The organism is Herbaspirillum autotrophicum (assembly GCF_001189915.1).
Classification (GTDB): domain Bacteria; phylum Pseudomonadota; class Gammaproteobacteria; order Burkholderiales; family Burkholderiaceae_D; genus Herbaspirillum; species Herbaspirillum autotrophicum.
Genome location: NZ_LFLS01000007.1, coordinates 26,765 through 41,257, shown reverse-complemented (window position 1 = coordinate 41,257; position 14,493 = coordinate 26,765). Strand labels below are relative to the sequence as shown.

The following is a 14,493-nucleotide window of genomic DNA, read 5'->3' as shown; positions in this document are numbered from 1 at the left end:
AAACAATATGGCTGGCCAGGATAAAAGCATTCCTCCTTTTCCTTTAGTTTTTCTACAGCCTGTCGCGGACGTCCATTGCCTATGGACCGCTCTGTCACTCCATATTTCGCCGTGCGACGATGACGGCAGTGCGCTGTTTTCACGTTTGTTCAACGAATTTGGTTTGTCGCAGGCATTGGGACAGTTGTCATGCATCCTGCCGGTACCTGATCCGGCCCGCTTTTCGCTGGAACTGGATGAGCCGCTGCGGCGCGGGCAGGTCATGCTGCGCATTCCGGTAGAGCATTGCACCGATTCGCTTCAGCATCCGGCACTGGATCGCCTGCACAAGCAGGGCTACGGCATCATCGCTGACGGCCTGGCACCGCGTCAGGCCATCATGCATGCGCATGCGGAGTCACTGCTGCTTGATTGCAGCGACGGCATTCCGCTGGGGGCAGCGCACTGGATGCATCGCCTGCGTGGCCCGCATCTGGCGGAAAATGTCGCCACACCCTTGCAATTCGATCAATGCCGGGCGGAAGGTTTCCGCTGGTTCAGCGGCGAATATCCCTTGCATCCGTCCAGCAATGCTTCGCAAAAAGACGCGATTTCGCGCGCCCGTTTGCTGAAGTTGCTGGAACTGGTGGCACGCGATGCCGATGCCCCGGAACTGGAAGCCTTGCTGAAGCAGGATCCGGCGCTGTCGTATCAATTGTTCAAACTGGTCAGTTCGGCCGCCTTCGGTTTTTCCGCGCATATCACCAACTTTACCCAGGCCATCAATCTGCTGGGCCGCCGCCAGTTGCAACGCTGGCTGCAACTCTTGCTGTATGCACGGTTTCCCGGCGACGAATCGGCCAATCCCTTGTTGCCGCGCGCCGCTGCGCGCGCCGGCTTGCTGGAAGCGCTGTGCCAGCATCAGGGCGGTGATCGCGATGAACAGGATCGTGCCTTCATTGTCGGTATGTTTTCATTGCTGGACGTGTTGCTGGCGATGCCGGTCAGCATGATCGTGGCGCCATTGAAATTACCACCCGACATTCTGGATGCCTTGCTGCAGCGGCGCGGACGTCTGGGTAAATTGCTGGATCTGGTGGAGCGCGCCGAATACGGCAGCGTACCGTTACGCCACAGTGATCTGGAAGAATCCGGCATCGATGCCGCGACCTATTGTCGCAGCTTGTTGCAGGCCTATCGCTGGGCATCCAAAGTCAGCCACGAGGCCTAACCATGATCGCCACTCTCGGCAGCAATGATTTGGCCTGCTGTTCAGCGTTGCTGGATGCGGTGCTCGGCCTTGAAGGTCTGGCATTGCATGAGAGCCTGGGTCAGATCGCGTCGCGTTTGCTCAAACGTCCCGGTGGCCGCTACGTGGTGGAACCGCTGACATTGCATCCGCAACTGACGCAGGAGGTGATGCACAACGGCATCGTGTTCGGCCATTACAGTTTTCAGCATGACACCGCCTGGACCGATGCCGAGCATGCGTTGTTGGCATCGTTCGCGGCGCTGACCGGACGCTTGCTGCAAAACCGGGCCGAGACCGAACGCCGCAGCCACTCGCTCGACCAGATCGAATCCAAGCTGGAACAGCAAGCGCAGATTCTGAATCAGATGCACGAATCGGTGATCACGATGGATCAGGCCGGTTTCATCACCAGCTGGAATCGTGGCGCCGAACAATTGTTCGGCTACAGCGCGCTTGAAGTGATCGGCCGCAACGTCTTGTTTTTGTATGAAAATGAAGACGAAGAAGATTCGCTGAGCGACGTATTCCTGTTTCAGGGCGGGCGCGAGATGGAAGTGCGGCGGCGCAAGAAATCGGGTGAAGCATTCTGGGCCAGCCTGTCGTTGTCGGTCATGACCGATCAGCACGGACAGCCGATTGGCATGATTGGCTATCTCAACGACATTACCGAACGCAAGAACGCAGAAAAGCTGATTCATCATCTGGCCTATTACGATTCGCTGACCGGTTTGCCCAATCGCACGCTGCTCACGCGTACCGTCGACGAAGCGCTGCTGGCGGCGCAGCATGGCAATCTGTACGGTTGCATCATGTTCATCGACCTCAACCGCTTCAAGCCGATCAACGATACGCTCGGTCATGTTGCCGGCGACATGTTGCTGGTCGAAGTGGCGATTCGCTTGCGCAAGGCATTGCGTGAAGATGATGTGGTGGCGCGACTCGGTGCCGATGAGTTTGCGATTGCACTGTTTGATATCGACAAGGATTATCAGGCCGGCTTCATCGCCCAAAAACTGATTTCATTGTTTGACGAACCGTTCTTCATTGAAGGCCACGAGTTGCGCGTCGGCGCCAGTATCGGCATCAGCATGTATCCGCAAGATGCGCGCGATACCGAAACCTTGCTGCGACTGGCCGACATCGCCATGTACCGGGCCAAGCAGGGCGGCGAAAACAATGAAGGCGGCTACGCCTATTACAGCGAAGAGATGAACCGCAACACGCTTGATCTGCTGCGCATCGAGACCGGTTTGCTGCACGCTTTTGAGTTCAATGAATTGTTGTTGCATTACCAGCCCAAGGTGGAACTGGCGGGCGGTCTGATCACCGGCGCCGAAGCGCTGGTGCGCTGGCAGCATCCGGAGCGCGGCTTGCTGTTGCCGGGCGATTTCATTCCGATTGCGGAAGAAACCGGTTTGATTGTGCAGCTCAGCGATTGGGTGCTGGAAGCGGTGTGCGCTCAGGCGCGGCAATGGAAACTGGCGGGGCTGGCACCGGTGCGGATTGCCATCAACATCACCGCGCGCGAATTTACCCGCTCATTGCCGGACCGGGTCGGCGCCGCCTTGAGCCGCCATCAGCTGACGGGCGACTGGCTGGAACTGGAAATCACCGAGAGCATGTTGATGACCAGTACCGACCGTATCATTTCCATCATGGAAAAAGTCTGCCAGTTGGGCGTCACGATTTCGCTCGATGATTTCGGTACCGGCTATTCCAGTCTGTCGTATCTCAAGCGCTTCCCGATCAATACGCTCAAGATTGATCGTTCCTTCACCATGGGCATTCCGGATGACACCAACGATTGCGCGATTGCCAGCGCCATCATCGGCATCGCCAAGCAGTTGAAGCACAAGGTGATTGCCGAGGGCGTGGAAAATCAGGCGCAACTCGATTTCCTCAAAGCGGCCGGCTGCACTGAAATGCAAGGCTATCTGTTTTCGCGGCCGATTCCTGCCGATAATTTCCAATTGCTGCTGACCGAAGGTCGCAAGTTCATCGCCGGCGTTTGACCCGGGCCATCTCAGGTGCGCGTGGTTCAGGGCGGCGTCTTGCTGTCGTAGGCGCCGGCAGGTTTGATCATTTCATTCGAGGTATATGGCAGGTTGGGATTGCCGGCAGCAATGCCCGCAGCGACTGCGCCGATATAGGTCAGCAGCGGTGATGGTCCCGATGACGGTGCCGGCCACAGCGATGAAGGTGCCGGCGCGGGCGGCACCGCCGGGTAGCGCACGATATTGCGCCGGATGCTGCCGTCAGCCGGCAGCAGTTCAGCGCGTGGCATCCCGGCAATTCTTGGATCGCGCATATTCACCAGCGACGCTGCGGTGCCGTCAGACATCGCTACACCTTCAACCTGTATTTCCATCGCCGGTGCCAGCAATGGCAGCAAGAGCGCGCCAGCGGCTGCGGCCCAGGCCAGACGCGCCGGTGAACGCCGCATCGTTGGCAGTTTGTGTGGATAGATCATGGGTTGGCTCCTTGGGTTTTCTGTCACGCCGATCGCATATCAGAGCGTAACGGGAGCAGAACAGGGGGCGCAATTGCGGGCGCCAATCAATCCATGGATTTGGTTATTTGTTTGCAGGCTTACAGAATATTTTCTATTTTTACCGATTCGGTTGGCTGAGGTTGTTGTGCCAATGCCTGTGTCAGCAGTTTCTTGATTTCCGGTACGCACGAGCCGCAATTGCCGCCGGCCTTCAGACATGCCGTGACCTCGCCGACGCTTTTCAGTCCGTGCCGGCGGATGGTATCGGTGATCGTGTTGCAGCCGACACCGAAGCAGGAACAGACTGTAGCGCCGGTATCGGCAGTCTTTTCCATCGGCTGACCGAGCAGCAGTGCAGCGCGCTCGATCTCGCTCAGTCGCGGCAGTGCAAACAGACTGCTCAGCCAGTTGCGTGCCGGCAGATCGATCGTCACATTCGGTGACAGAAACAGGCAAAAGGCGATGCGATCGTCAATCACTTGCACCGCGCGGTAGATGCCGGCGCTGCGGTCTTGATATTCGAGCCAGTCGCCGGCAGCTCCGGCATCTGGACACAGGCTGCGGGCCCAGGCACTGTGGTCGCTGATGGTCTGCCGTCCGGCCAGTTCGTGGCGCGTCATCTGCACGCCCTGAATCCGGGTCCAATGGCTGATATCGACGCGTTGCGACAAGTCCGCTGCGGTGCGGCTCAAAATGAAGCCGTGCCACGCCACCGGAAACGGTGCCACGCATGCCGGCGTGTGTTTGAACTCCGGTTCGCCCGAGAGCGGATCGACGACCGGATTGACCAGGGCGCCGACGCGGGCATCGGAAGCGGTCTGATTGTTCCAGTGAATCGGTACGAACAGGCTGCCGCGGGCAATCCCGCCGCCGTGCCGCACGCGTGCCACCATGCTACCCCAGCGCGTTGCCACGCGTGCCAGTTCGCCATCGCGCACGCCATACAGCAAGGCGTCTTGCGGATGCATGTCGATGAAAGACTCAGCGGTATGTTCGGCCAGCTTGGGCGATTTTCCGGTGCGCGACATGGTATGCCACTGATCGCGCACGCGTCCGGTATTGAGAATCAAGGGGTAGGTCTGGTCCGGCAGGTTGACCGGGGCGCGCGGTGTGGTGGCAATGAAGCGCGCCTTGCCATCGGCATGGGCAAAGCGATGGTCGGTGAACAGACGGGCGCTGCCGCTGAGCGTGCCGTCAGCATGGCGCTGCAACGGCCACTGCACTGGTTGCAAGGCATCGAAGCCGGCTTGCCCCAGGCCGCACAACCCATCCAGATTGAATTGACGCAGGCTTTCGTTGCTGCCGCTGCCATTGCGAAAGCGGCTGAGTCGGGCGTGCTCGTCGAATACCTGATGCGCATGGGTGAAATCAAAACCGGGAAAGCCCATGCGTCGCGCCACCGCACACAATACTTGCCAGTCGGCACGGGCTTCGCCAGGCGCGGACAAGAATGCCCGTTGCCGCGAAATGCGGCGTTCTGAATTGGTCACGCTGCCGTCTTTTTCGCCCCAGCCCAGCGCCGGCAACAAGACATCGGCCAGCGCATTGGTGTCGGTGTCTTGCATGATGTCGGAGACCACCACCAGTTCGCAGGCCTGCAATGCGCGTCGTACCTGATCGGCATCAGGCATGCTGACCATCGGATTGGTGGCGATGATCCAGACGGCCTTGACCCGGCCTTGCTCAATCGCGTGAAACAGATCAAGCGTTTTGAGTCCGGGGCGCACGGCCAGGCGCGGCGCATCCCAGAATGTGCGGACGATGTCGTGTTGCAGCGGATTATCCAGATCCATATGCGCGGCCAGCATGTTGGCGAGACCGCCGGCTTCGCGGCCGCCCATCGCGTTGGGCTGGCCGGTGATCGAAAACGGTCCCATGCCCGGTTTGCCGATGCGCCCGGTCAGCAGGTGGCAATTGATGATGCTGTTGACCTTGTCGGTGCCGGAAGAGGATTGATTGACGCCTTGCGAAAACGCCGTGATGGTTTTTGGATTGGCAGCGAACAGCGCATAGAACGCCAGCAGGTCGGCGCTGGCCAGGCCGCAGGCCGTGGCCGTGGCTTGCAGATCGGCACTGCCGGCGGCATCCAGCGCGGCTTGCATGCCGTTGGTGTGGGCCGTGACAAAGCTGCTGTCGATGACGTTCTGTTGCGCCAGATAGTTCAGCAAACCGTTGAACAGCGCGACGTCGCTTCCGGGCTTGAGCGGCAGATGCAGATCGGCCAGTTCACAGGTAGCGGTACGGCGCGGATCGAGTACCACCAACTTCATCTGCGGCCGGCTGTCCTTGATCCTGGCAATGCGCTGGAACAGGATCGGGTGGCACCATGCGGTGTTGGAACCGACCAGGATGATCAGGTCAGCCAGCTCCAGGTCTTCATAGCAGACCGGCACCAGATCTTCGCCGAATGCGCGCTTGTGACCTGCCACTGCGGACGACATGCACAGGCGCGAATTGGTATCGATGTTGGCGCTGCCAATATAGCCTTTCATCAACTTGTTGGCGATGTAGTAGTCCTCGGTCAGCACCTGCCCGGAAATATAAAACGCCACCGCATCCGGGCCATGTTCGGCGATGATGTCGGCGAATCCCTGCGCTACCTTGTCGATGGCGCTGTCCCATGTCACGCGTCGGGTTGTACCATCGTCGCGCGAGCGCAATTGCGGATACAGCATGCGGCCATCGAGCGCCACGGTTTCTCCGAGCGCCGAACCTTTGACGCACAGCCGGCCGAGATTGGCCGGGTGTTGTTCATCGCCGGCGACCTTGACACTGCCATCTTCCTGCAGACTGGCTTTGACGCCGCAGCCGACCCCGCAATAGGGGCAGGTGGTGCGCACCGATAACGCGGTCAGCGGATATAAGGTCTGATGCATGTTCATGCTTTCGTTGCCGCTGCACACAGCGCCTTGCCGAACAGCAGGCGCGAACGCATCGCACTGATATCGCTGCCGTCGCGAATCAGGTCGAAGTACCAAGGTCCATCCTTGACATCGCCATACAGCACGGCACCGAGCAGACGCTGGTTTTGCAGCACCAGGCGCTTGTAGATGCCGCGTCCCGGATCACGCAGGACCAGATCTTCGATGCCGGCGCCGGTCGCAAAATTGCCGGCCGAATACAGGTCGACGCCGCTGACCTTGAGCTTGGTGGCGGTGGCCTGCTGGATGTAGCGGCGATGGCCGGCGCCGGCCAGATGCGCGCCGCACACGCGGGCCTGTTCCCAGATCGGCGTCACCAGACCGAAGGTGGTGCGCCGGTGTTGCACGCATTCGCCGACGGCATAAATGCGCGGATCGTAGGTCTGCAAGGTATCGTCTACCAGAATCGCACGTTCGCATTGCAAGCCGGCTTGTTGTGCCAGCGCCATGTTGGGTCGCACGCCGGCGGCCATCACCACCAGATCGGCCGGGATATCGCGACCATCCTTGAGACGTACCGCACGCACGCGTTTTTCTGCGGTGGTGTCGCCCACGATTTCACTAGTGTGTGCATCCAGCAGGAAGCGGATGCCTTTGGCTTCCAGCGCCATTTGCAACAGTGCCGAGGCGGGTGCATCCAGTTGCTGATTCATCAGGCTGGCGCTGACATGCACTACCGTGACTTGCATGCCCTGACGCAGCAAACCGTTGGCCGCTTCCAGTCCCAGCAGACCGCCGCCGATCACCACCGCATGGCGATGGACACGGGCTGCTGCCAACATGTGATGGACATCATCAATCGTGCGGAATGCCATGACTCCGGGCAAGTCGTGACCCGGTACCGGAATGATGAACGGGGTTGAGCCGGTTGCCAGCAGCAGGCGGTCATAGGCGACTTCCATGCCGGCTTGCGAATGCACCATGCGTCGCCGGCGGTCAATCCGTACTGCCGGGTCGCCGGCATGCAGCGTAATGCCATGCGCGTGATACCAGGCATGCGGATGCAGCATGATGTCGTCCACTTTCTTTTCACCGCTCAGCAGCGGCGACAGCAGAATGCGGTTGTAATTGCCGTGCGGCTCCGCGCCGAACACCGTAATGTCGTACAGATCGGGCGCCAGCTTTTGCAGCTCTTCGACGGTGCGCATGGCCGCCATGCCATTGCCGATCACCACCAGCGACTGCCGGCGCGGCATTGCAGGCGACAGTGGTGACGGCGATGGCAGCGGCATGCTGGTCATGGGGATCACGCGACGATCCACACCCGGCCGTCAACAATGCGGGTGGGGTAAGCATTGACCGAATGCTCGGGTGCTTCAATGCATTCACCGGTTTGCAAATCGAAATGCTGTTTGTACAGTGGCGACGCCACCACCACGCGCTCGGCCAGACTACCGACCAGACCGCGTGACAAGACCGCGGCCTCGGCGTTGGGATCGTAATTGTCGATGGCGAAAATGCGTGACGCTGAATCGACTACGTGAAAGATGGCAATCTGCAGATTGTTGATCAAGGCGCAGACACCGGTATTGGGGACAATATCCTCCAGGGCGCAAACGGCAATCCAGTCGCCGACGTGCGGTTCGCTTTGCATCAGATTCTCCTTAACGTGATGGCTGCCACTACCAGCGTTTGTCTTATGCGGCGGTTGCCGCTACCACCGGGATTGCCAGCAATTTGCGCTCTTGCGGCGTGGCGGGACGGATCTGGCCGCGCTCTTCGACGAACCGGACATTGTTGTCGGTCGCCTCGCTGTTGACGAAGTGACGAAAGCGCTTGCGGATTTCCGGATCGGTGACGGCGGTTTTCCATTCGCATTGATAGGTGTCGACCACATGCTGCATGTTGGCTTCCAGTTCGGCGGCGATGTGCAGCTTGTCATCCAGCACCACCGCTTTGAGATAGTCGAGTCCGCCTTCCAGGTTGTCACGCCAGACACTGGTGCGCTGCAGGCGGTCAGCGGTGCGCACGTAGAACATCAGGAAGCGGTCGATGTAACGGATCAGCGTGGCGCGGTCAAGGTCGGCAGCGAGCAATTCGGCATGGCGCGGCTTCATGCCGCCATTGCCGCAGACATACAGATTCCAGCCTTTTTCGGTGGCGATGATGCCGATATCCTTGCCTTGCGCTTCGGCGCATTCGCGGGTGCAGCCGGAGACGCCAAACTTGATCTTGTGCGGTGTGCGCAAGCCCTTGTAGCGGTTTTCCAATGCAATCGCCAGGCCCACGCTGTCATCCACGCCATAACGGCACCAGGTCGAGCCGACGCAGGATTTGACGGTGCGCAGCGATTTGCCGTAGGCATGTCCTGATTCGAACCCGGCAGCGATCAGCTCTTCCCAGATCAAGGGCAACTGATCGATGCGGGCGCCGAACAGATCGACGCGCTGACCGCCGGTGATCTTGGTGTATAAGCCATATTTTTGTGCGATCTGGCCTACCGCGATCAGTCCGGCCGGTGTGACTTCGCCGCCGGCCATGCGCGGCACTACCGAGTAACTGCCGTCTTTCTGGATGTTGCCGAGGAAATAGTCATTCGAATCCTGCAACCCGGCATGTTCCTTTTTCAGCACGAAATCATTCCAGCACGAGGCCAGAATGTTGGCCGCCACCGGTTTGCAGACGTCGCAACCGAGGCCCTTGCCATGTTGTGCCAGCAAGGCTTCGAAGGACTTGATCTGACCAACGCGGATCAGGTGGTACAGCTCTTGACGCGAGTAGGGAAAGTGTTCGCAGACATGGTTGTTGACCGCCAGACCCTGACGTTGCATTTCCGCCTTCATGATCTGGGTTACCAGCGGTACGCAGCCGCCGCAGGCAGTGCCGGCCTTGGTGCAGCTCTTGAGGGCACCGATTGATGCCGCGCCGCCGGCCACCGCCTCACACAGCGCCCCTTTGGTGACATTGTTGCAGGAACAGATCTGGGCGCTGGCGGGCAGGGCGTCGACCCCGAGCGCCGGACGCGACTGGCCATTGGCTTGCGGCAGGATCAGGAATTCCGGATCGGCCGGCAACGCGATGCGGTTCAGCATCATTTGCAGCAGCGTGCCGTATTCACCGGCATCGCCAATCATGACCGCGCCCAGCAGATAGGTACCGCAGCCGGATACCACGATCTTCTTGTAGATCTGCTTGCGTTCATCGGTGAATTGGTAGGCGCGGCTGTCGGCGGTATGGCCATGCGGATCGCCGATGCTGGCAACATCGACCCCCATCAGTTTCAGTTTGGTGCTCATGTCGGCGCCGGTGAAGGCCGCTTCGCTGCCGCGCAGATGTGCCGCCGCTGTGCGCGCCATGTCGTATCCGGGCGCCACCAGACCGTAGATCTTGCCATCCCACAAGGCGCATTCGCCGATGGCGTAGATATCCGGATCGGAAGTCAGGCATTGGTTGTCGATCACGATGCCGCCGCGCTCGCCAACCGCCAGGCCGCTGTTGCGCGCCAGTTCATCACGTGGCCGGATGCCGGCGGAAAACACGATCATGTCGGTATCGAGATGGCTGCCGTCGGCAAATTGCAGGCGATGCGTGCCGTCGATGCCATCGACGATGGCGAGGGTATTCTTGTGGGTATGGGCAGTGACGCCGAGTTCTTCGATTTTCTTGCGCAACACGCGGCCGCCGCCTTCGTCTACCTGCACCGCCATCAGTCGCGGTGAAAATTCCACCACATGGGTTTCCAGTTGCATGTCGCGCAGCGCCTTGGCGCATTCCAGTCCGAGCAAACCGCCGCCGATCACGACCCCGGTCCTGGCGCGGTTGCCGCACTCGCGCATGGCTTCCAGATCTTCGATGGTGCGATAGACAAAGCAATCCTTGCGATCCTTGCCCGGCACCGGCGGCACGAATGGATAAGAGCCGGTGGCGATCACCAGTTTGTCGTAGGACAGTACTTCGTCGCTGCTGATGCGGACGGTTTTGGCGATGCGGTCGATGGCGTCGACCTTGGCATTGAGTTTGAGCAACAGATTGTCGCGCTCGAAAAATCCGGGCGTCACCAGTGACAGATCAGCGGCCGATTTGCCGGCAAAGAATTCCGACAGATGGACGCGGTCGTAGGCCGGCCGGGGTTCTTCGCACAAGACGGTAATGTCCATGTGTTGCAAGCCGCCGTCTGCCAGATTCTCGATAAATTTGTGGCCGACCATTCCGTGTCCGACGACGATGATTTTCATGATCCAGTTCTCCCTGTGGCGCCGGCTGCTCAGGCCGCTCGCATTGATCCCGTTGAAAACAAAAAGCGTCCGCCTGCGCAGGTGCAATACCTGGCTGGGCGGACGCCGTTGTCCTGTCAATCCATCTTTGGATCAGCAATAAATGTGGGGATCGTCGTTGATCCGATGTCTTCTCATGAGCAAAAGCTGTGCCAGACAGTGGATGTCAGGGTTTCCCTCACCGCGCAGCGGGATGCCGGATACGGAAGCGCAGCAATGCATCATGCTGTGATGTATTGCGGTGCGAGCCGCCCGAAAATGGTGCGAAGCCGATGCGCACGGGCGCCACATGGCGGCAATGGCCAACACTGCCGGCGTTGCCGCCACTGCCGTGCAAATGGCAGTGGCGCGGCAGTGAACCGGGCGCTATTGCAGCAATGCCGAGCGGGCGGCATCGTACTGCGCCAGCGGTTGCAACATGTCGGTTTCGTCGGCGCGCATTAGAAACGGCTCCCGGCGGGCATAGCAATAAGCACGTTCGCCACCCAGTGCCAGAATGTCACTGCCGTCATGATGGGCTGACGGCAATGCCGTCGCCAGCGCCCAGCGTCCGAGTCCGGGATCGGTATGGCGGGCGGCATCGAATTGCGCGACCAGCCGGCTGAAATCGAATTGCACGATTTTCTTGTTCTGCAACGGCGAGGTGGAACTGCCGTCATAGTCGCGGCCGTTTTCGGTCATCATTTGCAGCCAGGCGACCCCGGTCTGCGCTTCACCGGCATACCAGTCATTGAAAGTCATCGTATCGCCGCCGCCGAGATCAAGGCGCAGATGCCGGCCGGCTTTTTCGAACCACAAATCGTCGTAGCGGATGCCGCCGCCCAATGACACGGTGTTGCCGTCGGTGGCGGCTGACATCCGGATGGTGTCGGCGCCATCGCCACGATTGAATGCAATCACGTCGGCGCCGTCATCGGCGTGGATCATATCGTCGCCATGGCCACCGATCAGCAAGTCGTTGCCACTGCCGCCATCAAGCAGGTCGTTGCCGGTATTGCCGAACAGCAGATCGTCACCATGTTCACCGCTCAGACAATCGTCGCCGGCGGCGCCGTCGATGGTGTCGCGGCCGTCACCGGCAAACAGGAATTCGTCATAGCGGCTCAAGCGGGCGAAATCATCGGCGGCGCCCAGCTGCGTCGCCTCCAGTTCCACCTCGTCGAATAATTGCGCGGTGGTCAGCACCACATTGTCGGCAAAATGGAAGGCATCGATTTCGCAATTCGGTGCCACGAATACGTTTTTGATCGTCACGCTGTCGTTGTCGCCATACTTCAGTTGCATATCGTCGCCGCTGCGCCGGATGATCTGCAGGTCACCGACGGCAACATCTTCAAAGACCACGATATCATTACTTTGACTGCTGCATGATGTATAGCTGAACTCGCTGTCGGTATTGTCGATGACGTCATGTCCGGAATTGCGTCGCAACAGATAGATGTCATTGCCGCTGCCGCCTTTCATGTAATCAGCGCCGCTGCCACCGTCAAGCAGGTCGTCGTTATTGAATCCGTACAGTTCATCGTTGCCGGCATCGCCGTAGATCAGATCATTCTGGTAACTGCCGAATACCCATTCGCCGGCAATCGAGCCGATGATGATATTGTTTTTCCATTCATAACGCTGACCGCGGGAGATGCCGTTCTGTGCAAACAACTGCTGTTCCTCGGGTATGCCGGCGCGCTGATGGATTTGCCGCGCCAGCATGACGTCGGTGCGCCATTGCGGCAGTCCGGGCAGATTGGCGTACTGGTAAAACTCGATCAGATCCGCCATCGCATCGGGGCGGTTGGCCGCCAGCGCCTGTTCAAAATGCTGTTCGATGGCGCTGAAATCCATTTGTACGCGGTTGTCGGCAAAGCTGGTGTTGACCTGTCCGAACAAGCTGGTAAAGCGGGTTTGCAACAACAGGCTGTCGTACACCGAATCGTGCAAGGCGGCATAGCTTCGTTCCAGTGTGTCGAGTTGCTGCGGCGACAAGGCGATGGTGATGCGGCCCGGTTGGCCTTGCTGTCCCGGGCGTACGTGAAATCCGGTGAACGCTGCCGGCGTGCCATTGCGCACGTCAAAGAAATGACGGCCATTGAAGGCATCCAGAATCGACAGTTTTTTTTCCAGTGCCGCGACCAATGCCGCGCCGCGTGCATCGTTGCGCACGATATCGTGGCCCAGTACGCGCCATTCGATCAGGTACCCGCCGGCAAGCCGGTCTTGCAGGGACGAGTGCATGCCGGCGGTGGCGGCCCAGTCCGATAGCAATTGCTCCAGCAACGCCTGTTGTGCGCTGCTGGTGGTGCTGTCGCGGTATTGGGTGAGGGTAGCCAGCAGCGCCGGCGATTGCATGGCGGCCGCGCGCAGATCACGCACCTTGCCGCTGCCGGCAACGTCGGGCAGTTGCGTGACGGCATGGCTGATCACGGGCGTATCCGTGAAGCGGCGGAAAAAGGGCTGTGCCCGGAAATTGACATCCGCCATCTCGCCGCGACTGCCATCGCGCCGCGTGTAATGGCCGGTATCGGCGATCTGGTTGCCATTGCCCAGGGTCAGACGCTGCCGGGTCGCGGCCAGCGTCAGACTGGTAATATCAAGTTGCTCCGGGGAGAACAGTTCCGTTTTGTCGGATTGGCCATCCTGATTGAAGTCACGCCATATTCTGAGCCGGCTCCAGCCAGCGTCATCGCGGTTGACCACGCCATCCCGATTGCTGTCCTGGTCGGCCAGTGCGGCAAAGCCATCGCTGGCGGTGCCGCCGGACATCAATGCAGTGTTGTCACCGAACAGTTCACTGCCATCATCAATGATGCCGTTGTTGTTGCGATCCAGAACCAGCAGACCGTCATCAGCAGCGATCCAGCCGGTCGCGGTGCGGACGCCATCGCCGTCATGATCGAAATAGACCGGCCTTTCGTCGCTCACGCTGCGGGTTTCCAGGCCGTCGCCATCGAGATCCAGCGCCAGCGGGTCATAACGCATGAGGCGCGTGCGCTCATAGTCGCCAGCATGGTCTTGCCAGCGCTGGGCCAGATGTGTCTGCAGATTCCGCAGCACGGTGCTTTTCCAGTTGTCGCAAACCAGTTCCCGTGATTGCTGCAGCAGGTCGCCGAGAAAATTTTTCAGATCCTCTGCGGTGTGTGCCGGGGTGACGTCTGTTGCCACGTTCTCCTCAGTCGTGCCGCCGCCATCGATGTGCCAGGCGCCGGGCCAGCGCGGATTGTCCGCCACCAGGCCGGCGGCCTCAAGCGCCCGCCAGACCAGGTTGACACTGTTGTTATTCAACAGGTCGTAGGCCGGCGCCAGTTCCTGCTCCAGCTGATTGGCAGTGAACGCGCTGAGCTGTTGATACTGGCTGGCTGAAATGTTCAGTGTCCGGCTGTAACTTTTGCGTATCTCCTGCGCATGCTGACCGGTAACCAGTCTGCCGGGCTCGTGCGGCCTCGTTGCCGGCGGCGGCAGCCAGCCGCAACTGCTGATGCTGGCGGCATGTGCATTGCCGTCGTCAAGTTCCAGCCACATGAAGCGGAGATTGGCGGCGCTTCCCGTGACGTCGGTTGCAAGGGGGGCGGCGATATTGATGGTGATGCTGGGCATAAACGGTTCCTTTGCTTGCGGTGGTGATTGCGGAGAGGGAGACAAAGC

At 59.9% G+C, this 14,493-nt stretch carries 8 protein-coding genes; 2 read left to right on the top strand and 6 right to left on the bottom strand.

All coding sequences use genetic code 11. The annotated features are described in order from the left end of the window. Positions 1 to 7 precede the first annotated feature (7 nt). Both AKL27_RS07395 and AKL27_RS07390 read left to right on the top strand, forming a co-directional pair. Positions 8 to 1,210: an EAL and HDOD domain-containing protein gene (locus tag AKL27_RS07395; RefSeq protein WP_050462297.1), complete on the top strand. Its 1,203-nt coding sequence runs from the start codon at positions 8 to 10 to the stop codon at positions 1,208 to 1,210. 2 nt (positions 1,211 to 1,212) lie between these two features. Then, positions 1,213 to 3,243 (top strand): putative bifunctional diguanylate cyclase/phosphodiesterase, encoded by a 2,031-nt coding sequence (locus tag AKL27_RS07390; RefSeq protein WP_050462167.1) that lies wholly within the window; start codon positions 1,213 to 1,215, stop codon positions 3,241 to 3,243. Positions 3,244 to 3,269: 26 nt separating this feature from the next. Here AKL27_RS07390 and AKL27_RS07385 read toward each other — a convergent pair whose 3' ends face one another. The 6 genes from AKL27_RS07385 to AKL27_RS07360 all read right to left on the bottom strand — a co-directional run bounded on the left by AKL27_RS07385 (position 3,270) and on the right by AKL27_RS07360 (position 14,445). Continuing rightward, positions 3,270 to 3,701: a hypothetical protein gene (locus AKL27_RS07385; RefSeq protein ID WP_050462166.1), complete on the bottom strand. Its 432-nt coding sequence runs from the start codon at positions 3,699 to 3,701 to the stop codon at positions 3,270 to 3,272. Between the two features lie 119 nt (positions 3,702 to 3,820). Next, a complete protein-coding gene (locus AKL27_RS07380) occupies positions 3,821 to 6,604 on the bottom strand; it encodes a nitrate reductase (protein ID WP_050462165.1) in 2,784 nt (927 codons plus the stop codon). After that, entirely contained in the window at positions 6,601 to 7,884 is a 1,284-nt protein-coding gene (locus tag AKL27_RS07375; RefSeq protein WP_050462164.1) for an NAD(P)/FAD-dependent oxidoreductase, read from the bottom strand. Before AKL27_RS07375 ends, AKL27_RS07380 begins: the two co-directional genes overlap by 4 nt. A gap of 5 nt (positions 7,885 to 7,889) precedes the next feature. Further along, positions 7,890 to 8,237, bottom strand: a complete 348-nt coding sequence (nirD, locus tag AKL27_RS07370) for a nitrite reductase small subunit NirD (protein WP_050462163.1) — start codon at positions 8,235 to 8,237, stop codon at positions 7,890 to 7,892. A gap of 43 nt (positions 8,238 to 8,280) precedes the next feature. Beyond that, positions 8,281 to 10,818, bottom strand: coding sequence for a nitrite reductase large subunit NirB (gene nirB / locus AKL27_RS07365; RefSeq protein WP_050462162.1), 2,538 nt, complete (start codon positions 10,816 to 10,818; stop codon positions 8,281 to 8,283). A gap of 405 nt (positions 10,819 to 11,223) precedes the next feature. Then, complete coding sequence (locus AKL27_RS07360) at positions 11,224 to 14,445, bottom strand: calcium-binding protein (protein ID WP_050462161.1); 3,222 nt, start codon at positions 14,443 to 14,445, stop codon at positions 11,224 to 11,226. Positions 14,446 to 14,493: the final 48 nt, after the last annotated feature.